The 19,996-nt window shown below is 69.7% G+C and carries 23 protein-coding genes, 1 tRNA gene and 1 pseudogene; 13 read left to right on the top strand and 12 right to left on the bottom strand.

Features of this window, described 5'->3' with window-relative positions:
• Window positions 1-150 precede the first annotated feature (150 nt).
• Window positions 151-1,647, bottom strand: coding sequence for an alpha/beta fold hydrolase (locus tag ACZ7G1_RS03685; protein ID WP_470878042.1), 1,497 nt, complete (start codon window positions 1,645-1,647; stop codon window positions 151-153).
• A gap of 119 nt (window positions 1,648-1,766) precedes the next feature.
• A complete protein-coding gene (locus ACZ7G1_RS03680; protein WP_470878041.1) occupies window positions 1,767-2,618 on the bottom strand; it encodes a helix-turn-helix transcriptional regulator in 852 nt (283 codons plus the stop codon).
• A 327-nt stretch (window positions 2,619-2,945) separates the two neighbouring features.
• Here ACZ7G1_RS03680 and ACZ7G1_RS03675 point away from each other — a divergent pair.
• Together ACZ7G1_RS03675 and ACZ7G1_RS03670 are read left to right on the top strand one after the other, a co-directional pair.
• Window positions 2,946-3,198: pseudogene (locus ACZ7G1_RS03675) on the top strand (hypothetical protein); the annotation flags it as partial.
• Window positions 3,199-3,285: 87 nt separating this feature from the next.
• The gene (locus ACZ7G1_RS03670) at window positions 3,286-3,840 is read left to right on the top strand and encodes a hypothetical protein (protein ID WP_470878040.1); all 555 of its coding nucleotides are present in this window, start codon (window positions 3,286-3,288) and stop codon (window positions 3,838-3,840) included.
• Between the two features lie 270 nt (window positions 3,841-4,110).
• On the opposite strand, the gene ACZ7G1_RS03665 is transcribed toward ACZ7G1_RS03670, so the two are convergent.
• Window positions 4,111-4,629: a HEAT repeat domain-containing protein gene (locus ACZ7G1_RS03665; RefSeq protein ID WP_470878039.1), complete on the bottom strand. Its 519-nt coding sequence runs from the start codon at window positions 4,627-4,629 to the stop codon at window positions 4,111-4,113.
• Window positions 4,630-4,844: 215 nt separating this feature from the next.
• On the opposite strand from ACZ7G1_RS03665, the gene ACZ7G1_RS03660 reads away from it, so the two are divergent.
• A complete protein-coding gene (locus ACZ7G1_RS03660; protein WP_470878038.1) occupies window positions 4,845-5,162 on the top strand; it encodes a hypothetical protein in 318 nt (105 codons plus the stop codon).
• 388 nt (window positions 5,163-5,550) lie between these two features.
• Window positions 5,551-6,417 (top strand): hypothetical protein, encoded by an 867-nt coding sequence (locus ACZ7G1_RS03655; protein ID WP_470878037.1) that lies wholly within the window; start codon window positions 5,551-5,553, stop codon window positions 6,415-6,417.
• A gap of 222 nt (window positions 6,418-6,639) precedes the next feature.
• Here the strand turns inward: ACZ7G1_RS03655 and ACZ7G1_RS03650 are convergent, their stop codons facing one another.
• Both ACZ7G1_RS03650 and ACZ7G1_RS03645 read right to left on the bottom strand, forming a co-directional pair.
• On the bottom strand, window positions 6,640-6,945 hold the full coding sequence (locus ACZ7G1_RS03650; RefSeq protein ID WP_470878036.1) for a hypothetical protein: 306 nt from the start codon (window positions 6,943-6,945) through the stop codon (window positions 6,640-6,642).
• Window positions 6,946-7,110: 165 nt separating this feature from the next.
• Window positions 7,111-7,572 (bottom strand): MarR family winged helix-turn-helix transcriptional regulator, encoded by a 462-nt coding sequence (locus ACZ7G1_RS03645; RefSeq protein ID WP_470878035.1) that lies wholly within the window; start codon window positions 7,570-7,572, stop codon window positions 7,111-7,113.
• Between the two features lie 102 nt (window positions 7,573-7,674).
• Between ACZ7G1_RS03645 and ACZ7G1_RS03640 the strand changes: the two genes are divergently transcribed.
• The 3 genes from ACZ7G1_RS03640 (at window position 7,675) to ACZ7G1_RS03630 (ending at window position 9,769) form a co-directional block, all read left to right on the top strand.
• Window positions 7,675-8,625, top strand: a complete 951-nt coding sequence (locus ACZ7G1_RS03640) for a quinone oxidoreductase family protein (protein WP_470878034.1) — start codon at window positions 7,675-7,677, stop codon at window positions 8,623-8,625.
• A 128-nt stretch (window positions 8,626-8,753) separates the two neighbouring features.
• On the top strand, window positions 8,754-9,260 hold the full coding sequence (locus ACZ7G1_RS03635) for a hypothetical protein (RefSeq protein WP_470878033.1): 507 nt from the start codon (window positions 8,754-8,756) through the stop codon (window positions 9,258-9,260).
• A gap of 74 nt (window positions 9,261-9,334) precedes the next feature.
• Window positions 9,335-9,769: a hypothetical protein gene (locus tag ACZ7G1_RS03630; RefSeq protein WP_470878032.1), complete on the top strand. Its 435-nt coding sequence runs from the start codon at window positions 9,335-9,337 to the stop codon at window positions 9,767-9,769.
• Between the two features lie 58 nt (window positions 9,770-9,827).
• On the opposite strand, the gene ACZ7G1_RS03625 is transcribed toward ACZ7G1_RS03630, so the two are convergent.
• The 4 genes from ACZ7G1_RS03625 to ACZ7G1_RS03610 form a co-directional block, all read right to left on the bottom strand.
• Window positions 9,828-10,469 (bottom strand): hypothetical protein, encoded by a 642-nt coding sequence (locus ACZ7G1_RS03625; RefSeq protein ID WP_470878057.1) that lies wholly within the window; start codon window positions 10,467-10,469, stop codon window positions 9,828-9,830.
• Between the two features lie 126 nt (window positions 10,470-10,595).
• Window positions 10,596-11,231: a DUF998 domain-containing protein gene (locus ACZ7G1_RS03620; protein WP_470878031.1), complete on the bottom strand. Its 636-nt coding sequence runs from the start codon at window positions 11,229-11,231 to the stop codon at window positions 10,596-10,598.
• A gap of 209 nt (window positions 11,232-11,440) precedes the next feature.
• The gene (locus tag ACZ7G1_RS03615; protein WP_470878030.1) at window positions 11,441-11,902 is read right to left on the bottom strand and encodes a hypothetical protein; all 462 of its coding nucleotides are present in this window, start codon (window positions 11,900-11,902) and stop codon (window positions 11,441-11,443) included.
• Between the two features lie 198 nt (window positions 11,903-12,100).
• Window positions 12,101-12,174 (bottom strand) — tRNA-Trp (locus ACZ7G1_RS03610).
• Between the two features lie 333 nt (window positions 12,175-12,507).
• On the opposite strand from ACZ7G1_RS03610, the gene ACZ7G1_RS03605 reads away from it, so the two are divergent.
• From ACZ7G1_RS03605 to ACZ7G1_RS03595, 3 genes are all read left to right on the top strand, one after another.
• Window positions 12,508-12,999, top strand: coding sequence for a DedA family protein (locus ACZ7G1_RS03605; protein ID WP_470878029.1), 492 nt, complete (start codon window positions 12,508-12,510; stop codon window positions 12,997-12,999).
• Between the two features lie 237 nt (window positions 13,000-13,236).
• Window positions 13,237-13,575, top strand: coding sequence for a thioredoxin family protein (locus tag ACZ7G1_RS03600; RefSeq protein WP_470878028.1), 339 nt, complete (start codon window positions 13,237-13,239; stop codon window positions 13,573-13,575).
• A 55-nt stretch (window positions 13,576-13,630) separates the two neighbouring features.
• On the top strand, window positions 13,631-13,846 hold the full coding sequence (locus ACZ7G1_RS03595; protein WP_470878027.1) for a S1 domain-containing protein: 216 nt from the start codon (window positions 13,631-13,633) through the stop codon (window positions 13,844-13,846).
• Between the two features lie 141 nt (window positions 13,847-13,987).
• Here the strand turns inward: ACZ7G1_RS03595 and ACZ7G1_RS03590 are convergent, their stop codons facing one another.
• Complete coding sequence (locus tag ACZ7G1_RS03590) at window positions 13,988-14,497, bottom strand: GNAT family N-acetyltransferase (protein ID WP_470878026.1); 510 nt, start codon at window positions 14,495-14,497, stop codon at window positions 13,988-13,990.
• A gap of 85 nt (window positions 14,498-14,582) precedes the next feature.
• On the bottom strand, window positions 14,583-14,933 hold the full coding sequence (locus ACZ7G1_RS03585; protein ID WP_470878025.1) for an ArsR/SmtB family transcription factor: 351 nt from the start codon (window positions 14,931-14,933) through the stop codon (window positions 14,583-14,585).
• A gap of 127 nt (window positions 14,934-15,060) precedes the next feature.
• Between ACZ7G1_RS03585 and ACZ7G1_RS03580 the strand changes: the two genes are divergently transcribed.
• From ACZ7G1_RS03580 to ACZ7G1_RS03570, 3 genes are all read left to right on the top strand, one after another.
• Window positions 15,061-16,038, top strand: coding sequence for a quinone oxidoreductase family protein (locus ACZ7G1_RS03580; protein ID WP_470878024.1), 978 nt, complete (start codon window positions 15,061-15,063; stop codon window positions 16,036-16,038).
• Between the two features lie 140 nt (window positions 16,039-16,178).
• Entirely contained in the window at window positions 16,179-17,150 is a 972-nt protein-coding gene (locus ACZ7G1_RS03575; RefSeq protein WP_470878023.1) for an EamA family transporter, read from the top strand.
• Window positions 17,151-17,292: 142 nt separating this feature from the next.
• Entirely contained in the window at window positions 17,293-18,168 is an 876-nt protein-coding gene (locus tag ACZ7G1_RS03570) for an MBL fold metallo-hydrolase (RefSeq protein ID WP_470878022.1), read from the top strand.
• Window positions 18,169-18,300: 132 nt separating this feature from the next.
• Here the strand turns inward: ACZ7G1_RS03570 and ACZ7G1_RS03565 are convergent, their stop codons facing one another.
• Window positions 18,301-19,788, bottom strand: a complete 1,488-nt coding sequence (locus ACZ7G1_RS03565; RefSeq protein WP_470878021.1) for a DHA2 family efflux MFS transporter permease subunit — start codon at window positions 19,786-19,788, stop codon at window positions 18,301-18,303.
• Window positions 19,789-19,996 lie beyond the last annotated feature (208 nt).

The following is a 19,996-nucleotide window of genomic DNA, read 5'->3' as shown; positions in this document are numbered from 1 at the left end:
GGAAGGCGAGGACGACGTCGGCGGCAACTGACGGGCAACACCGTGTCACGTACGCCTGCTGAAGCCGGAGGACCGGCCCCGGCTCTGAGGTCCGCCCCCGAACTCGCCGAGGTCACCGAGGTCACCGAGGGACAAGGCACCAGCCCACCCCTACCGGAGCAAGAACCCCTCGGCCGCTCGCGCCCCGCCTTCGCTACGGCTCTGAGTGGAGTGGCCGGCCCCAGGCAGTACGACGAGTTCGGCCCGTGGAGTCCTGGCGGCCAGGTCTCGGGCCCAGCGCACAGGAGTCGAGAGGTCACGGTCGCCGGCGAGGATGAGCACCGGCATCGTGAGGGTGCGGCGGGGCGCCGCCGGGTTGGGGCGCGAGGAGGGCCAGGGCAGGCAGGTCTGCGGAATGCCCTGAGCGCCCGCTGTCCGACGCTCGAAGGGCCAGACGGCCGCCGGGCTGAGCTGCTGAACGGCCCGATCCAGGGCTCGTTCCCGGCCTTCGACGGGCGCCGACGCATCGCCCCAGGGCCAGCGGGAGTCGGCGCAGAGCGTCGCGGCGTGCAGACCGGAGCTGAACTCCGACGCCGGTTCGTCGGAGGGCGCCGAGAACCCGGCGACCAGACCGTCGAGCCGGGCACGGTCACCCGAGGCCGAGGCGTGGATGGCTTCGAGGATGCCGAACTGGGGGTTGTCGAGCTTCGGATCGATGATGCTCGCGATGACGAGCAGGTTGAACACACCCACCCCGTTACCGTCCCGCCGTACCACCGCCGCGAGGTCCCGAGCCGGATCGTACCCACACCCCTGCTCACGGCAGGCGGTACGGAGCACCCGCGCGGAGTGCCCCATCGCATCCTCGTACAGCACACCCGCGCCATCGAGCGGCACAACGGAGTCGAGGACAAGCTTCCGCACCCGCTTCGGATGCGTCAGGGCATACCGGCCTGCCGTGAACGTGCCGTACGACACCCCATCGACCGTCCACGACGCCACCCCGAGGGCGCGCCGCAGGTCCTCCAGGTCCGCCACCGTGTCCGCCGTCGTGTAGAAGTTCCGCTTCTCACCCAGGCTCTCGGCGCACGCCGTGACGGCGCCACGCGTAGGAGCGACGGTGTCACTGCTCCCCACTTCCCGCTGAAGCCGCGGGCAGTCGACAGCCGCCTCGCCCGTACCGCGCTGGTCGACCATCACCAGCCGATACTGAGCCAAAGCCTTGGGCAGCCGCTGCCGAATCCGCTGCACGAACGGGACGCCCGGCTGCCCAGGCCCACCAGTGAGGAACAGCAACGTCCCCCGAGGCGCATCGGCGGAACCGAAGACCGCGGCCCTCAGCCGCAGAGTGCCCTGCACCGCGCCCGTACGGTCAAGGGGCACCGCCAGATCGGCGCAGGTCACGTCCGCTTGGCCGGGACAGGGGCGAGGATCCGTGAGCCCCGACGTCGCGGCGAAGGCGCCTGAGGCAACGGAAGAGACGGAGGGGGCCGAGGGGGCCGGGAGGACCGGGGAGGCCGGTGGGGCCAGTGAGCCCAGTGGGGCCGACGAGATTCCCGCCCCCGAGGAGTACGGGGCCGAGGCCGCGCCCGGCGCCGAACTCACGCACGCGACGGCTGTCAGGGCGGCCGCCGCCGTGACACCGGCTCTGGTCAAGAAGGTCGTCATCGTCACGTTCCCCCATGAGGAAGACGGAGTGCCGTGCAACACCCACCAGGGGCACGGCACCGGCCGGGTCTCCGGCCGCCGCCAGTGTGCGGCGCACCCACCACCAGGGCGTTGGACATTCATGCGCGATCCGCGAGAACACCCCTCAAGACACTGGGCACCCGCCCCGTATGGCTCCGGCACACACGTGTCAGATGCGCCTGGTCGGCGAACCCATAGGCGTACGCGAGGGTCCGCAGGCTCTCCTCACCCTCCTCCAGCGCGTGCAGCACACCCCGTACCCGCAACTCGTTCCGATGGTGCGTGAGCGTCGTACCGGTCACCGCGCGGAACACGCGACTCACATGGTGCGGGGATCCCCCTACCACCCGTGCCAGCTCCTCCAGCGACAGGCGCAGGCCCGATATTCCACCGGCCATGACGGCACAGACATCCCGTACCAGCCGGGCATGCGCGCGGGCAGCCGCGGGCCGGCTCCCGGTGTCCAGCCGCCAATGCCCCGCACATCCGGCCACTTCATCCAGCAACCGATGCAGCCGCTCCTCCAGCTCGAACTCGTCGGCCCCTCTCCGCGCCGCCGCCAACAGAGCACGGTGATGTACGTCGGTGGCCCCCCTCACCGTGAAGCGACGCGAAATCGCCGGACCGTCGAACCGGTCCGCGAACAGCTCGGCGCCAAAACGAATCTCCGTACACCGGTCACCCGGCCCGACCGGATGCGCGACCCGGTACTCGTCACCCGGCCTCGTGAAGTACCCCCCACTCGCATCGACAAAGAACTCCTCCCCCGCAATCCTCCTGAGATACCCGCCGGACCGCGCCAGCACCACCGTGTACGCCTCCGCCCGCCCAGGCCCCACAAACCCCAAGCTGTCCTCACAGCACAGAATGTCCTCGACGACGACCCCCGCGGCACTGATCCGCCCACACAACGCACCACGCCTCTCCCTTACCGCTTCATCCCTGAGCAACTCCCCAACGCTGCGGCCTCCTCCGCCCACACACCCCACCTCCCCCGGCCTCCAGTCCCCCGTCGAGCGGCGATTCACACCCAAGACCGAGAAGCGCCGACACCCCACAGGGATCAGCTGGGCACGGCGGCAGACCGGCGCTGCCGTTCTGAGCTCGCTGTGCCCAGTCCGCCATCATCCGCCCGGGTGTGCTGAGCTACGGCTCCAGAGACTGGACCCACCTGCTGTGCCGGACAGCGGCCCGCGCGTATCTCAACAGCTTGCCCACGCAACACGTGCTACTGCTCCTGGTGGGCGCCCCCGCCCGCGCGCTACGTCCGCGCGCTGGAGCGCCTGCCCGACTGGCTCGACGCCGTCCGGCAGGACGCCCTTCCCAGCCTCCACACTCTTGCCGCAGGCATCGACCGCGACCGCGTCGCCGTCGATGCCGTCGTCGCCGTCGCCGTCGTCGCCGGACTGACCCTGCCCCGGAGCTCAGGCGTCGTGGAAGGACACGTCAACCGGATCAAGATTGCTCAAGCGCCAGATGTTCGGTCGGGCAGGCTGCGCCCTCCTGCGGAAGCGCGTCCTCAAGTCCTGATCACCGCCGACGGGAGGACCGCGATGGCAGCGGCACCAGCGGATGTGCAAGCCTTCCCATCCCAGATGCCGACGGAGAAAGACCTTGATGACCAGCGACGACGCCCTCGATCAGCTCAGACACATCGCGCGTGAGCGGGCATTTGGCAGGCATGTCGGGTCGGACCGGCTCATACAGGCAGGTCTGGACGCGCTGATAACTGGGGTCGAAAGCCCGTCCCTGGCCGTGCTGACTGGACTTCTCCGGAGCGAAGAGCCCGAAGCGCCAGAGCTCTTCGACCAAGTACTGGAGGAGCTGGGACTGCTCTTCCACCCGCCCGCAGACCCCCGGGCGGCAAAGTGGGCACTGGCCTACTGGATCGCCGGTCAGATCGCCGACGGGTCCCTGGATCCCGCCGCCGGCACTCACCTCATCTGGGCAGACGTCGCCTATGACCTCGGCTACCCCGAAGAACTGAAACCCCTTGTGTACTGCGCGCACAACCTGGACGGCTGGGAGGAGAGCTGGGGGGTCTCCGTCGAGGAACTCAATGGAGAAGCGGTTGAGGCAGCGAAGCAGTTCCTCAGCAAGAGGTCTGTAGCCGAGGCGGGAGACGAACCCGGGGGTTCGTTGTCGCTATCAGGACGGTCAACCACGAGGTGATCCGCTCACTCAACGTGGCCGCACCCCAGGACCTGAGCCAGAGCCCGAGAACTGACGTCGTTTGGCGACGGCTTCGGGAGTCATCGCGTGCGCCGGTTTCCTTGATCGGTGTCGATGAGTTCGGGAGTCACTCGCGGCCCGGCGGGTGGTTTGTGCGACATCCCGTGAGTAGTTGGGGTACGGGAGATCCTGGCGAGATTGATCTTGGTCGGAATGACTGGCCGAGGAAACTCGGCCGGGCGTTCCGGATGAACGGCAACAGCTCCGCGGTCAGAGCTCGCCGCGGCGTGCGAGCTGCTTCAGCACGTTGTCGCGGATGATCTCGTTCTCGTCGTCGCGGAACCCCTCGAGGGCTTCCCGGGCCTCCGCGCCGGGAACGGCGCCGAGAGCCCAGATGGCCTTCACTGCGAGCGCCCGGTTCTCGTCCCAGTCCAAGTACTCGGGAACCCAGCGCGTCGCCTCGACCAACGCGGGCACCGTCCTGGGCGAGCGGAGCTTGCCCAGCATTCGCACGACGTCCTCGTGGCGCGTGTGCCAGTCGGCACGGGACAGCTCGATCAACGGCTCCAGGAACTCTTCGCCCGAGGCGTCGGCGGAGGCCTTCACGATCAACGCCATCGCGACGTCGTCGGCATCCCGGCGCTCCATGGCGTCCCGGAGCAGACAGAGCGCCAAGGCCCCGCCGTCGGACTCGCCGAAGTGGGCAAGCACCTCATCGAGCGTTCGCCTCCGACCCTTACCCGGTACGAATACCAGGCCCTCGACCAGGTCCCGCTCCTCAGGCGTCATCGCCTGACCACCTCCCGTGCGCTGAACTCCCCAGCTCTTGGGCGGACCCTAGCAAGATCAATCTCAGCGGGTGCCTCCTGAACTCGTGAACATCGGCCTGGCCGCCAACAGGACGCCTTCTGAGCTCATCGACAAACGACTTCCGTTCGTTCTCGCGAGCAGAGCCGGCCCGCTGTGCATCTGAGCTGCAGGTTGCGTTGCGTCATACTCCGCAAATGACTGCGCCGATAGGTCCCGTGATCCTTTTCGATGACGACCACCACATGTACGTCCTCCAGGACCAAGCGTCTGCCAAGGCCTGGTGGGAGATGCCTGACGAGTACGTCTGCGGGTTCGATGCCCTGGCCAGGCCGTTGCATATGACGGGTGAGCCCCATCAGGTCACCCTCGAGCTCAGTGGCGATGACCCGGCCGAGGCAGACCTGCGCCGTCTCGTAGCCGACCACTACCAGCGCTTCCTGCATGGGCAGGTACCGCCCCGAGTATCCGATCTCGCAGAGTTCGTCGCGGGGCTGCCTGTCGAGGGTTCGTAAGTCGAATCCGTTCGCCCTGTAGCGCCCCGGTGAATCGTGAAGTGAGCCTGCGGTAGGAGATGGGGAGGCGGGCGACGCTGGTGATGACAGGGAAGTGATCGGCGTTGCCTTCGTGGCGTCGTGGAGGCATCGACAGCCGGCGGGCCCGGCCGCCGTGCGCTCGACGGTCCAGCGGTGGCCGCGAAGGAGCGGAAGAGAACTATGGGTCTTGGTGCGCCGAAATGGTTGGCCATGTGATCGGATCTCGACGATGATCACCGCATGACGACCAGAAAGGGTCATGCCGTCTAGGCGCCCCGCCCCGCTCTCCACGGCTCGCGCGCCGCCGACCGCTGCTCACCGCAGCTGCCGACGGCCGTGACCACCACCCACCAAGGAGAGCCCGCCCGTGCAGACGACTGCCCTCACTCCCTATGCCCGCCTTCCCCGAGCGCAGCACGACCGCCACGTCCTGACCAGTACCGTCGACGTCTTCGGCGCGGCGCACTGGCTGCTTGCCGAGCACGTTCCGCAACGCGGTGGCGATGTCGCGCCCTTCGATGCCCTGGTCGTCTCCGTCCTTCCGGGTGGCGAAGTCGAAGTCACCGAGCTGAGCGCCGTGCGAGACCGGTGGCTGCGTCTGGACCGCCAGCCGGACGGCCGGTTCGTCGTCGCCGCGTCGCGCGCCCGCCGAGACGAGGACGCGAACCAGGTCCAGGTCTTCGACGGTCTCGGCCGCGAGACCTCGTCCTTCTCGGTCGGAGACGCCATCGAGCACCTGCTCGTGGACGAGGCGGGTCATATCTGGGTCGGGCACTTCGACGAGAACCCGGTCGGAATCCGCCGCTGGAGCGCCACAGGCCGGCTTACCTGGACATCCGACGGTGCCCACATCCCCGGTCTCTTCGACTGTTACGCCCTGAACGTCTCGGGCACCACCGCCTGGGCGTGCCCCTACACGCAGTTCCCGCTCGTCGAGGTTCGCCCCTCGCGCCCTGGCCGACCCGTGAGGGTGTGGGCGAACCGTGTACGGGGCGCCGAAGCCGTGGCCGTTCACGGCGATCGAGTCGCTTTCTATGGCGGTTCCGGTGACGATCGTGACCGACTCGCCCACGGGGAGATCGCCGAAGCATCCGTCGAGCCGAGTGGCGTCGGTCTGCTCACTCTCCCCGACGGCTCCACTCCCGGCCGGCGCCGGGTGGTCAGCCGAGGAAGCAGGATCTACGTCCAGGCCGAGCCGTTCATGACGTGGTACGTGTTCGACCTCAACAGCTGATTCTCAGCGGCGAAGCTCAGAGCGGCCGTCCCCCGTCCCCCGTCCCCCACGTCCGCGTGCCGTCGGCGCCGACGGTCCCGCAACCCGCCCCCGCAGGCCATCGAGGCGCTCACGCCAGGGAGCCTCCCTCGGGGCGGGAAAGCGCCGCGCACCGAGTCGAGCGCGGGACTGGAAGCCGTACCGTCAGCCCCGCCCCGCCCCGCCCTGCCCTGCCCTGCCCCCTCAAGATCCGTCCCATACGCCCAGACGCTTGAGCCGCCGCTGCCGAAGCCGCTCCGCGAAGGCGACGAGAGCGAAGAAAAGCCCCATGACCAGCCCGAACAGCACCGCGAGCAGCAGGTCACCGGACAGCTCTTCCTCGCTCGACAACGACCAGAAGAAGAGCGTGAAGGGGGCCGTCATCCACAGACCGGTGCCGACCGGGTGTCGCGCCAGCCGCTTCTGAAGCCGCGTGGGATGCCGCTGCCCGCCCAGGGCCCGGTCACAGGCCCAGAACGCATCCTTCAGAATCAGCCACCAGTTCGACACGGCATAGGAGGATATAGCACGTGATGCGGCCCCCTGGCGGAGTGCTCCAGCGGGGGGCTCCTGGTCAACCACGGGGGCGGCTCCGGACCGGCGTCACGTTGATGGGGGCGGCGGCGCTTGCAGTGCCCAAAGGCCTCAAGGCCAAGGCCACCAGGCCTCAAGGTCTCAGGTGGCGGGCGGGGTTGCCGCAGGGCGGGTCTGTTGGATCAGAACGTTGGTGGCGCGTTCCAGGAGTTCACAGAGAGAGGCGTGTTCGGAGGGCGTGAACGCTTCGGTGAGGGCGCGTTCGAGGATGATCACCTCCTGGTAGGCGCGGTCCAGCAGTGTCTGGCCCTCATGGGTGAGGGTGGCGATCTGGACCTTGGCGTGGACCGGGGACGTTTCGCGCCGGATGAGTGCCTTGGTCTCCATGTTGGTCAGCACGCTGCTCATGGTCTGTTGGGTCACCCCGCAGGAGCGGGCCAGCTGGGCGCCAGACAGGCCGCCTTCGCGGGAGAGGAACAGGAGGACGGTGTACTGCGTCATGGTCAGCCCGTAGGCGCGCAGTACTGCCTCGTGGTGTGCCATCAACGCCTGTTCCGATCGCCTGATGCGGATGCAGAGGTCGTTCTCGATCGGGGCTTCCACGGCGCGCTCCTTCACGTCACAGATTCATGGGTTGACTAAGGAGCCTTATATACATAGGTTCCCGAGTGTAAGGATACTGAGTCAACACAGGGGGTTGTAACCGTGAAGGCTGTTGTTCTCGACACCGATGACCGCTACCGGATCACCGAACTTGATGAGCCCGCCCCCGCCCCCGGCCAGGTGGCGATCCGGGTCGCCTACGCCGGGATCCAGTGGGGTGACACCATGGTCCGCGACGGCCACTTCCCCGTGCCGCGCCCGTTCGTTCCCGGCTTCGAGGCGTCCGGACACATCGCCGCGGTCGGTGAGGGCGTCGACGCGAGCCGTGTCGGTGAGCCGGTCACCGCACTGACCATGGCAGGGGCCTACGCCGAGGTGGTCCTGGCGCCCGCCGTGCTCACGTTGAACGTCGGCGACCTGCCGCTGCGGACGGCCGCAGGTCTCGGATGGGGCGCGCCGACCGCGTACGACCTGATCAACACCGCCGCACATGTGCGGCCGGGCGAGCGCGTGCTGATCCATGCCGCCGCCGGCTCGGTCGGCACGCTCGCCGCCCAGTTCGCCCGGCTGGCCGGGGCCGACCGGATCGTCGGCGTGGTCGGCAGCGCCGACAGGGCCGATTACGCCGCCCAGTTCGGGTACGACCAGGTCCTGCTGCGCGAGGACTTCCCGGCCAAGCTCGGCGACGACACGTTCGATGTCATCCTCGACCCCGTCGGCGGCGCGACCCGGCACTCCGGCCTCGTCGAGCAGCTCGCAGCGCACGGCCGACTCGTGGCGTACGGCAACCTCGCCACGTACGAACCTGTCCTGGCCAACGCCAACGACCTGCTCACGCAGGGCAAATCGCTCCTGACCTACAACAGCAACCTGCTCAGCCAGACGCACCCCGAGCGACTCGCCGACAGTGCCCGCCGTGCACTCGGCCTCGTCGCCGACGGCCGGGTCCGCATGGACATCACCGCGGAGTACGGCCTCGGGGACCTGGCCACGGCCGTGCAGCGCCTCGCCGAGGGTGCCACCCATGGCAAGAGCATCCTCCGCATCGCCTGACGACATCAGTGCCGGGCAGCGGTATCAGTGCCGGGCAGCGGCATCGGTGCCAGGCAGGGGCATCAGCGCCGGGCAGCGGCCTTCGCCGCCCGCTGCCCATGTCGGTGCTCAGCCCACATACTGATCCGATGAGTCGTATGCCCGCACACCACCGGTTCCGGGACCCGCGCAGCGCGACGTACGACTTCCTCGAATCCGTCCTCGTGCACTGCCCCGGTTGCGACAACGTCGCCCACGTCGTGGCGAGCCCGGAGCCGGCCGATGAGCACGAGCCTGAAGCCTTCGCCCCCAGGCGACTCGTCTGCCGGAGCTGTGGGACGGCGAAGGCCTGGCGCCGCGGATACCGCACGCTGCACCGCGATCGGCGACTCCCCGCCACGGACCCGTACTTCGACGCGCGTCTGTGGCTTCAGGTCGAGACGCGGCACGGGTGGGTGTGGGCCTACAACCTGGAGCACCTGGACCTGATCAAAAGCTTCGTACAGGCGCCCCTGCGCGAAGGGATTCCCTGGCACACGCCCGGACGGAGAATGACGGTGGTGGCCCGTCTTCCCGCCTGGATGCAGCGAGCGAAGAACCGCGACGAAGTGTTGCGCGCGATCAGCCGCATCCACGCCTCGTTGCTCCACCCCTGACCGAGGACCGGCCTCAAGGTCGCGATCAAGACCCCCTGGCACTGCATGGACTGGGCGGCGGGTATCGTCCGCCGATGGATTTCGAGAACTCGAACGCTTGCCCGCTGCATGGTGCTGGGATGAGTACGCAGGGCCTGGTCGGGCGTCCGCTCACAGGCGTCGTCGGGTCGTGGCACCTGTACGGCAGTGATGCACCGGCAGGCCCGCTCGATGTGTGGCTGATAAGCGACCAGACTGCCGCTGTACACATCACGACCGGATCGGATTGGTGTCTGATCGTCGAGGAGTCGGAGCCGCACGCCGGCTGCGACATGGGCGAAGCAGGAGTCATCGCCGTGAGAGACATCGCCAGCGAGACGCCGTTCGCGGGCCACGTCGGGGAGAGCGTTCTCTCGGTGCGGGAGGAACACGAACCGAACACCGGGCGCATCGTTCTGGAGCTCTCGTTTCCTACCGGTCGGGTCCGTTGTGACAGCTGGGCAGGGGATCTTCGCCTGACCGCGGTGTGACGGGCCCTCCAGCCCGGCCCGCCCCCCAACCCGACCGGCCCATCCCGACCCACACCTGTCACGGCATCGGCCGCGTGGGCGGTGTGGGTGGCGCGGAGACGTCGAGAAGGCGGGCGAGGGCGGCTGAGACGGAGGCGGAGTGGTCGGGCAGGTACTCGGACGCCCAGTCGGTTGCCAGCGTCAGGAAGGCTGTCAGGTCGCGCTCGACGGCGGTGAGAAGGCTTGGCAGGTCGGCGAGTGGGAGCGCGATGCACGGGCTGTCGGTCTCGTCGGCGTTGACGGTGAGCCGGACGGTGTCGCCGATGCGTTCGGCGATGGGTGACACGGGGTCGTGGCCGAAGCCGAGGAGGCTGCGGTCTTGGAGGAGCTGGTGCCAGTCGCGCCACTCTTCGAGTCCGTCGCAGCAGCCGGGGAGGAATACGACGCCGGTGGCATCGTCCGATACTCGTAGGCCGCCGGCCGCGAAGAGGTCATCGAACGTCAGCAGTCCGTGGAGGAACGAGCCGAGGGCGTCGGACGGACACGGCGGGCGGTCGCCGTCGGGGTCGACGTCGTTGCAGCCGGCGATGCGCATCATCGCCGTGCCGACCTCGGAGGACGACAAGGCGCCGTTGAGGGGCAGGAAGCCGAACGGCTCGACCTCCGCGACAGGCCACAGGTCGAAGCCATCAGGGGCGTAGATCTCCAGGACGGGCTGCATGACGATCACCGGTGAAGTGTTCCTCATCCCGGCTCGCGTCGCTCCCGAGTTCCCGGCGGCGCGAGGCCGCGTCTCCCGGGTGCGGCGGGATGGTCGATCCCGCCGCACCCGGGAGTCGCGACACTCTCAACCTGCGCGGCTGAGTCGTGCTGTCTGCACCCCCTCATACGTACGTCCGGCCGGAGGAATGACGCCACGAACACCGACAGCCAGTACCCACAGCAGCAGGGGGAATGCGGCGACGCGTTCCATGCCTCCCATGCCGAGACCGAGGTAGTGGTGGGAGAGGAACAGACCAAAGGCAGTGATCGCCACGACCCCCAGCAATCCAGCGCCCCACCGCAAGAGGACCGGCAGCCGTTCCGCAAGGGCGAAGCCCGCCACGACGAGCCCGACGTTGCCCGCAGCCATGACAAGGAGGGCACCCAACACATGCAGATTCTCGTCGACGTCCGCAGGAGCCAGCCCGGCCAGCGCGTACCCCACTCCTGCGCCGGCGAGCAGCAAGCGAGCGGCCCCGGTGCCCCGACTGCCGCGCCATAGGGCGCCACCGGTCAGCGCGACGCCGACAACCAGCAGAGCACCCAGAGTCACGAACGAAACATTCATCAGACCGTGCTCGGGAGAGCATATGAACCGCGGCTCCGGTTCCACCTGCAGGGCGCAGTGGACGTTGCCCAGGTCGCTCATGTTGTTCCGCGCCCAGCTGTACGGCTTCGCCCAAGCCGCCCCGACAGTCACTTGAACGACGAAGAACTGCACGATGCCTACGATCCACGCCCAGTACCCGATCCGGACTCTCATCCGCCCACCCCTTCCGTCACGGAAATCCCTTACGGACAGCCGATCATGGAGCGGTAGCCCGCAGCACTCCGACCACCCCCCTGGAGCGGGGTGGGGCAGGCCCTACCGAGCACGGAGCAGCGGGGTCTCGGTGAGGCCTGTGAGCGGGTACGTCGAAGGCCACGGCCCTAGCCACAGATGCGTTTGAATTCCTTCGCACCCGGCCGGGCATGGAACTTCACCACATGTCCGGCGTCGTCGGTGAACACGGCCTCCGTCGCCGACGTGAGGGTCATCGTGCCTTGTTGCGTCGGGTTGTCCCACCCGTCGGGCGGGTTCCCCGAACCGCCGGAGAGCGGCACGTCCGCCTCGAAGTACGTCGAGCCGACACGGGCCTCGTCGATGCCGCAGTGTGTGTAGAGCTCGAAGGGAATCGTCCGCGGCGAGGGCGGGGCGACCGGTGTCCCCTGGGTGGGCGTTGCCGACTGGGTGGGCGGTGTCCCCTGAGTGGGCGTCGTCCCTTTGACGGGCGGTGTCGCCTGTGCGGGCCGTGCGGTGTCGTCGGCGGCCGTGGTGCAGCCCGTGAGTACCGCGGCGATCAGGATGACCGTGGCGGTGGTGATGATGCGTCCAGCTCTGTCAGCAGCCATGACGGTTCGACGTCCGGGTGGGGGCGGCGGTTCCCCGCTGTGGGGCTGGTGTCTCGGGGGGGGGCGACGGTTGCGTGCCGGGTCGCGGTCGTGCTCACGCTCGGTACGCGCTGGCGGGTGCCTTGGCGACGGTGGCCGGGGGGGCGATGGCGCGGTGAGACGACCGCCGTGAGCCGTGAGCACTAAACGAGTCAGGAGCAGGGGTGACAGGAGTCGAACCTGCGACATCCGGTTTTGGAGACCGGCGCTCTGGCCATCTGAGCTACACCCCTTCGGTGTGTGGCCAGCATTCCATGCCGCTGGTGGCCGCCACCACTCGATTTCCGTCCCCGGCCGCCCGTGCCTTCGCTCGTCGTCCCTCCGGCAGTCCGACGCCCTACATCCACCCCTAGCGCATTAGGTTAGGCTGGCCTTGCCGGGCGTGCCGGCGTACGGGTTCGGGTTCCGGTGCCACAGGCGGCGACCCGAAGGACAGAACACGTGAAGGCAGGGCGCAGGTGAGAGACGGTGAACCGCCTCGTGCGCGCCGTGCGCCCGCCAGGGCGGGATGGCCATGCGAGTGACAGGCGTCACGCGTTGCGGCCCGGAAGTAGGGACGAGGGGCCGTGGATAAGATCGCGCTCACAGCCGGAGCCCTGTACGCCATCATTCTGCTCCGCGCCGGAGGAACCTTCGCCGTCGGATGGCTCGCCGCGGCCGGTGCCAGGCGTAGCCGGTTCGCCGGGCGGATCTCCTCGGCGAAGTTCCAGCGCGCCGAGAAGGCGATCCAGCGGTGGGGCGCGCCAGTCGTCGCCGTCTCGTTCCTGACCGTCGGTTTCCAGAGCGCCGCCAACTTCCTCGCGGGCAGCATGCGCATGCCTCTGCCGCGCTACCTCCCCGCCCTCTTCCTCGGCGGAGCGGCCTGGGCCCTGATCTACGCGACCGCGGGGCTCGGCGTCCTCGAAGTGCTGGGCAGGCTCTTCGCCGAGCAGAGTGCGCTCGGGGTCGGCGCCGTGGTCGCCCTTGTTGTCCTGGCGGTGTGCGGGGTCGTAGTCCTCCGGAGCCGGAAGAGGAAGGCGGGCGTGCCGGCCGGTGACACGGCGGCCGAGGAGGCGTAGGCGCCTTCCCTCCCCCCTCCCCCGCGTCTGACGTCGGGGCCGCCGGTCGCCCGGCCTAATGCGGGCCTGCGGACCGCTGGTCGCCCGGCCAGTGCGTACCCCCCAGGCCGCCGGTTGTCTGGTCGCTGCGTACCCCCAGGCCTCCGGCCGCCCGGCCAGCGCGGGCCGCCAGGCCACGGGTCGATCCACTCGGGGATGATGGGGCCGGAGAGACCACGCACGAAGACAGGAGCCTCCATGGCGAAGCGGGTGCATCAGGCCCGCGAGGACGCGGAATTCGATTTCATCCTCGGGATGAGCAAGGTTCCGGTCCTCGCCTACTTCACCGGTACGTGGCCCAAGGCGATCGAGCCGTGCCGAGCCATGGACGAGGTCATGGACGCCGTAGCGGAGGAGTACAAGGACCGCCTCGCCATCGTCCGTACCGACATCACGCGCTGCCCGGCCGCGACGCGGCGATACGCGGTCACCGGCGCCCTGACCTACGTCCTGCTGAAGCAGGGCGCGGAGGTGGCGCGCGGTACGGGACCCTTGACCGCCGTCGAGGTCCGGGAGTTCCTGGAGGGCCTGCTCTGAGGGCCGCTTGCCGATTGCTCCCGCACCGGAGCCGCGCGTCCATATAGTGACAGCCATGGTGAAGGCGACGGTCCGCGAGTGGCACGACGAGGAAGGGTGGGGCGTGCTCGACTCGCCGGAGACGCCCGGTGGGTGCTGGGGGAACTACTTCCACATTCAGATGGAAGGACGGCGGACGCTCACGCCCGGGCAGCGGGTCGACCTCGTTTGGGAGGCACTCGACTTCAAGCAGGACGGTTATGACTACCGGTCGCTGAAGATCGTGCCCTGATGGACCGCGAGCCCTCCTGACCTCGTCGGCAGTCCTTGAGCCTGCGGGCGTGAGGGAATGCGGGCATGCAGGGAGGGAGGCCGGCGATGTAACCGCCACCTTCACCGGCCCCCAGCGGGGTCGTATCGCTCCCGGTGTGGGTCAGGCGGTTGCGGCAGCGGTGGCGGGCAGGGCGGCGACGATCTCGTCGTCCTCGAAGTCGCCGGTGGGTTCGAAGCCCAGCGACTTGTAGAGGGCGACAGCGGGCGTGTTGTCGGGGTGGTACGAGAGGCGGATCTCGCGGCACTGGGGCAGGGCCGCGAGGCGGCGCGCGAGGGCCCGCACTGCAGCGCGGCCGATGCCCTTGCCCTGCTCTTCGGCGTTGACGATCATGCCGCCGATCCAGTGGGTGCCTTCCTCGTCGTCGTACGCCCACATGACGTGCCCCACGACCTCGTCACCAGCTCGGACCGCGAGGGAGTTCCACAGGCCCCCGCGCAGGGAGAGCAGCAGGTAGCGCGCGCCGAGGGCGGCCACGAAACGGCGCTGGTCGTCGGTGGGGGCCACGTCGGCGACGCTGCGCCAGTTGTCGTCGGTGATGTCCTCGAGTACGACGGGACGGCCCTGACGGTCAGTGAGTTCTGCCGAGTGTTCCGATATTTCGTCTGGCATCGAGCCATTGTCACAGAGGCGACTGACGGCGGGGCCGAGCCGGCGGCTTCCGCGTGGACGGGGAGCGGGCTGACGCCGACGTCCCTCAGTCGCCCGTGACGTCGTCCTCGCGGAGCAGGAGGTCCAGGAGGCCGGGGAAGCGGGCGTCGAATTCTTCTTGGCGGAGGCGGTTGACGCGTTTGGCGCCTTGGTCGCGCTGTTCGACGAGGCCGGCGCTGCGGAGGACGGAGAAGTGGTGGCTGAGGGCGGCTTTGCCGACGGGGACGTCGAAGCTGCCGCAGCTGCGGGTCCAGTCGGGGGAGGACGCGAGGTCGCGGACGAGCTGGATGCGGACGGGGTCCGCGAGGGCGGACAGGGCGGTGAGGAGGGGGACTTCCTCTGGGTTCACGTGGACCGGCGCGGGACGGTGGCCGCCGGTTTCGGCCTGGTCTGCCATGTGACACCCCCTTCACGTCGCGGTGGGCCGGACGCGCCCAGTGCGGTCGACCCTTGCCGAGTGTTCGATCTGCATCATACAGTCCGGGTGTTCGCTTTCCGTTGAACACTTTGGGGAGGTGGTCCGCGTGCGTGCGGTCCGGTTCGACGAGTACGGCGGTCCCGAGGTCCTGCGGGTCGTCCAGGTCGAGGCACCCGAACCGGGGCCCGGTCAGGTCACCATCGACGCCGCCTACGTGGGCGTGAACTTCGCCGACCTCAAGGCGCGCGCCGACGGGTATCGGGTCGCCGCGCTGCCCTTCGTACCCGGTCTTGAGGTGTCAGGGCACGTACGGGCCGTCGGGCCCGGCGTGGAGGGGGTCGAGGTGGGGCAGGCGGTGGCCGCGCTGGTGGGCGGTGGCGCGTACGCCGAGGTCGTACGGGCCGAGAGCGCCTCCGTGTTCCCCGTACCGCAGGGGCTTGACCTGCGGACCGCGGCCACCCTGCCCACCGTGCTGCCGACCGCGCACGCGCTGATCCACGAGGTGGGTCGGCTGCGGGCGGGCGAGAGCGTGCTGGTGCATGGCGCGGCGGGTGGGATCGGCACCGCGGCCGGGCAGTTGGCAAGGGCGGCGGGTGCCGGGGCCGTCTACGGCGTGGTGTCCCGTGCGGCCAAGGCCGAGGCCGCGTTGAAGTACGGGTACGACGAGGTGTTTCCGTCCGAGAACTTCGCCGCCGACGCCCTCCGCACGACCGGCGGCCGGGGCGTCGACCTCGTCCTCGACCCGGTCGGCGGCGAGAACCTGCGCCACAGCCTGGACGCGCTGACCGTCTTCGGGCGGCTGGTGTCCTTCGGTAATGCGAGCGGCGCGGAGCCCTGGCTACTCGGTCAGGAGGAGCTCGCCCCGCGAGGCCGGTCGGTCGCCGCCTTCAGCATCCTGGGGCTGGCCCAGACGGCACCGGACGTACTGCGCGAGATCGCCGAGCGCGCGTTCCGCACGGTCACGGACGGCCTCGTCACCCTGCCCGTCACCGCGGAGTTCGCACTCTCGGACGCGGCGGAAGCCCACCGACTGATGGGTGGCCGGGCTTCGACGGGCAAGCTGCTGCTGCGAGTTGCCCAGTGACCTCGCATGTGTCCACCGCCGCATCGACAACACCATCGACACCGGCAACGGCACCGACAACGGCACCGGCATCAGGACCGGTATCCCGATCCGCCGGGCCCATATCCCGGGTCCCCGCCCCCGCTCTCGTCCTCGGCGGGGTGTGCGGTATCCAGTTCGGCGCGGCTCTCGCTCCTCAGGTCTACCCGCAGGTGGGCGCGGCCGGGGTCGTCTTTCTGCGGCTGCTCATCGCCGGTGTGCTGCTGTGCCTGGTGTGGCGGCCGAGGCGGCAGACGTTGCGGGCGGTCGAGGGGGCGTGGGGGACGGTGATCGCCGCGGGGGCGTTGCTGGCCGGACACCACTTGGCGTTCTACGCGGCGGTGGACCACATCCCGCTGGGGGCGGTGGCCACGATCGAGTTCCTCGGCCCGTTCGCCATCGCGTTGGCCGGCTCGCGGCGAGCGGCCGACCTGTTGCCCGCGCTGCTCGCCGCGGCCGGCGTCGTACTCCTCAGTGGTGGCGGCGGTGTGCCGCTCGCTCCGGCCGGCCTGGCCCTCGCCGCCGTCGCGGCCTGCTGCTGGGGCGGGTACATCCTCGTCTCCGCCCGCATGGCCCGACGCGTCAGCGGCGGCCAGGGCCTGGCGCTCGCCGTCGCCTGGGCCGCGCTCCTGACCGCCCCCTACGGCATCACCCACGCCGGCACCGCCCTCCTCGACCCCCGCGTCCTCGCTATCGCCGCCGTGGTCGCCGTCGCCTCCAGCGTCCTGCCCTACTCCCTGAACCTGGAAGCGCTACGCCACATCCCACCCCGCGTCTTCAGCATCCTCACCAGCCTCGAACCAGCCGCCGGCGCGCTCTTCGGCCTCCTCCTCCTGGGCCAGCACCTCGCCTGGCCCCAGTGGCTCGGCATCGGCACGGTCGCGCTCGCATCGGTCGCGGCGACGGCGCTGGGAGCGAGGGCGGGACGGGGCACGAGGGTACGGGGCGAGCTGCAGGCCCGTGGGACTGCACGGGGTGCGAGGGGTGCGCAGGGTGCGAGGGGTGCACGGACCGCGCGGGATGCGCGGGGCGCGGACTCGGGCGCCGTTTCCCAGTCGGGCGCCTTGTGCTCCAGTACGGAGAAGCCTCGGTAGGTACCCAGCCGGTCGCGCAGCGGGCATCAACGACCGCCACAGCCAGTGCAGTTCAGGGTGAGAACGCCCCACCCGGAATCGAAGTCATCGCGGCATGCGGCTGAGCCTCCGACCGCGGGGAAAGCATGGCAGGATCGCGATCATGCCTCTCCACCTTCCTCGCCTCCGGATCGGATCGATCGAGATCACCGCCCTCGCTGACGGCGAGGGACCGTTCTTCTCGTCGCGTGCCGGGGTCTTTCCCGAGGCGACGGCCGCGCAGTGGGCGGACGCCGACCGTTACGACCCTGGGGCGGTGGACGCGGAGGGGCGTTGGCGGCTTCAGTTCCGGGCGTATGCGATTCGTGGTGACAGGGGCGTCACGGTGGTGGACGCCGGGATCGGACCGGCGGACGGCCCGGCTCGCGCGTGGGCGCCGGTGCCCGGGGTGTTGCCCGAGTCGCTCGCGGCCGCGGGCATCGATCCGGCTGAGGTCGACACCGTGGTGCTCACGCATCTGCACACTGATCACGTGGGGTGGGCGGTGGTGACGGAGGCGGCCGTCCCGTCGGCGGGCGGCGACGGCCGCGGCAGGGACGGCGGCGCAGCCGCCGGCGACATGAACGCCCTACGGCCCTACTTCCCCAACGCCCAATACATGCTGCAGCGTGCCGAGTTCGACGCCATCGACGCGCTCAACCCTCAGCTGCGCGAAGAGCTCACCGACCCGCTCGCGGCTGCCGGGCAGCTCCGCCTGCTCGACGGGAACACGCCACTGCGCACCGGGCGGGCCGTCGCCACACCGGGTCACACGCCCGGTCACCAGAGCGTGGTGGTCGGCGATGGCCGTGAGCAGGCGCTCATCACCGGTGACCTCCTCGTGCACGCCTTGCAGCTGCTGCACCCGGAGATCGCTTACGCGCACGAGGTCGACACCGAGGCGGCCAGGCAGTCACGAGAGCGGATGCTCGACCGCGGGACCGCCGCGAGGCTGCACCTGGCGACGCCACATCTGACGGAGCCGTTCGTCTCGCTGTGATCGGGGGCGGGTTCGGGACCGGCCGCGCCTACCGACGCTCCCATGCCCCCTCGCCCATACGCCATACCCCATACCCCCTGCCCCCTGACCGCTTCCGGCGCGGCGAGTCCGCCGCGCCGGTGGGGCGGAGGGTCAGCTGGGGGTGGGGGCGGGCTTGTTCGTCGGGGTGCCGTCCTCGTCCTGGGGCTCAGGCGCGGCGGGCGGCTGAGGGGTGGGCGGGGTGCGGACGAGGAGGGCGACGAGTACGGCGAGGGTGCCGAGTACGGCGCCGGTGCCGAAGCCCCAGCGGATGCCGGTGGAGAGGGCGCCGGTGGCGTCGGCGCCCTCGGCCGCGGCGGTGGCGGCGTGTCCCGACATGACGCTGATGACGAGGGCGGTGCCCGCGGCGGCGGCGACCTGCTGGAGGGAGCCGAGGATGGCGGAGCCGTGCGGGTAGAGGTGCGGCGGGAGGACGGAGAGGCCGGAAGTGAAGACGGGGGTGAAGACGAAGGCCATGCCGGCGCTCAGCGCCACGTGGAGTACGAGGATGAGCCACGGCGAGGTCTGCTCGCCGGTGAAGGCGAACAGCGCGAGGCACAGCGCGGTGAGGACGGCTCCGGGCACGACGAGGAGAGGTGCGCCGAAGCGGTCGTAGAGCTTGCCGACCTGGGGTCCGAGCAGGCCCATGGTGAGGCCGCCGGGGATGAGGAGCAGTCCGGTCTGCAGCGAGGACAGGTCACAGACTTCCTGCAGGTAGATCGGCAGCAGGATGAAGGCGCCCATCAGGGCCATGAAGGAGAGGCACATCAGGCCGAGCGATACCGAGAAGTGACGGAACGTCAGGGCGCGCAGGTCGAGGAGCGGGGTGGACGTGCGCTGCAGCGCCAGCTGCCGCCAGACGAACAGGGCCACCAGCACCGCGCCGACCGCGGTCGTGGCGGCGGGCGGTATGGGGGCGTCGGAGGAGTTCTCGGCGCCGAGGCCGCTGAGGCCGTAGACGAGGGCGCCGAAGCCCGCGGCCGCCAGGGGCACGGAGAGCCAGTCGATCGGGCCGGCCTGCGGCTCGCCGATGTTGACGAGCTTGCGGTGACCGAAGAGGGCCATGGCGCCCGCGATGGGCAGGACGGCAAGGAAGAGCAGGCGCCAGGTTCCCAGCTGCAGCAGGACGCCGGAGGCCGCGGGGCCGAGGGCGGGAGCGACGGAGATGACGAGGGTGATGTTGCCCATGACCCGGCCGCGTTCCTGCGGGGGCACGAGGGTCATGAGTGTCGTCATGAGCAGCGGCATCATCACGGCGGTGCCGCTGGCCTGGATGACACGGGCGACCAGCAGTACGGAGAAGGCGGGCGCGGCGGCGGCCAGGGCCGTACCGGCGAGGAAGAGCGCCATGGCGAGGCCGTAGGCGGTCCGGGTCGTCACACGCTGGAGGAACCACCCCGTCACCGGGATGACGACGGCCATGGTCAGCATGAAGGCCGTGGACAGCCATCCTGCGGCTGCCGCGGTGACCTCGAACTCGCGCATGAGTCGCGGAATCGCGTTGACCATGATCGTCTCGTTGAGCAGCACGACGAACGTGGACAGCACGAGAATCCGCAGCACAGCAGTGACGCGGGCGGGTGTTACCTGTGGTGCTTGCATGGCGCCTTCCGTCATGTGAGTGTCCTCCGCGCTTGGCGGTCACACCGAAAGACCGCGGCGTCGGGAAGAACTCATCGGTGTCCCCCGATCCTGTCGGTGCCGCCACCCAAGCTCAAACGATTTTGCCGACTACGGACGTCCGGGACATGACTCCGGACGTCCGGGACATGAACACACGGCCTTGACCAGTCAAAGCTCGTCAACAGGC

It is taken from the genome of Streptomyces sp. NPDC037273 (assembly GCF_055603625.1).
This window is presented reverse-complemented; position numbering and strand designations above follow the sequence as displayed.

Coding starts and splice junctions, on each gene's coding strand:
- ACZ7G1_RS03685 (WP_470878042.1), bottom strand. CDS start 1,647: ATGACGACCTTCTTGACCAGAGCCGGTGTCACGGCGGCGGCCGCCCTG.
- ACZ7G1_RS03670 (WP_470878040.1), top strand. CDS start 3,286: ATGACCAGCGACGACGCCCTCGATCAGCTCAGACACATCGCGCGTGAG.
- ACZ7G1_RS03665 (WP_470878039.1), bottom strand. CDS start 4,629: ATGACGCCTGAGGAGCGGGACCTGGTCGAGGGCCTGGTATTCGTACCG.
- ACZ7G1_RS03660 (WP_470878038.1), top strand. CDS start 4,845: ATGACTGCGCCGATAGGTCCCGTGATCCTTTTCGATGACGACCACCAC.
- ACZ7G1_RS03635 (WP_470878033.1), top strand. CDS start 8,754: ATGAGTCGTATGCCCGCACACCACCGGTTCCGGGACCCGCGCAGCGCG.
- ACZ7G1_RS03630 (WP_470878032.1), top strand. CDS start 9,335: ATGGATTTCGAGAACTCGAACGCTTGCCCGCTGCATGGTGCTGGGATG.
- ACZ7G1_RS03625 (WP_470878057.1), bottom strand. CDS start 10,469: ATGCAGCCCGTCCTGGAGATCTACGCCCCTGATGGCTTCGACCTGTGG.
- ACZ7G1_RS03615 (WP_470878030.1), bottom strand. CDS start 11,902: ATGGCTGCTGACAGAGCTGGACGCATCATCACCACCGCCACGGTCATC.
- ACZ7G1_RS03600 (WP_470878028.1), top strand. CDS start 13,237: ATGGCGAAGCGGGTGCATCAGGCCCGCGAGGACGCGGAATTCGATTTC.
- ACZ7G1_RS03595 (WP_470878027.1), top strand. CDS start 13,631: ATGGTGAAGGCGACGGTCCGCGAGTGGCACGACGAGGAAGGGTGGGGC.
- ACZ7G1_RS03590 (WP_470878026.1), bottom strand. CDS start 14,497: ATGCCAGACGAAATATCGGAACACTCGGCAGAACTCACTGACCGTCAG.
- ACZ7G1_RS03585 (WP_470878025.1), bottom strand. CDS start 14,933: ATGGCAGACCAGGCCGAAACCGGCGGCCACCGTCCCGCGCCGGTCCAC.
- ACZ7G1_RS03570 (WP_470878022.1), top strand. CDS start 17,293: ATGCCTCTCCACCTTCCTCGCCTCCGGATCGGATCGATCGAGATCACC.
- ACZ7G1_RS03565 (WP_470878021.1), bottom strand. CDS start 19,788: ATGCAAGCACCACAGGTAACACCCGCCCGCGTCACTGCTGTGCTGCGG.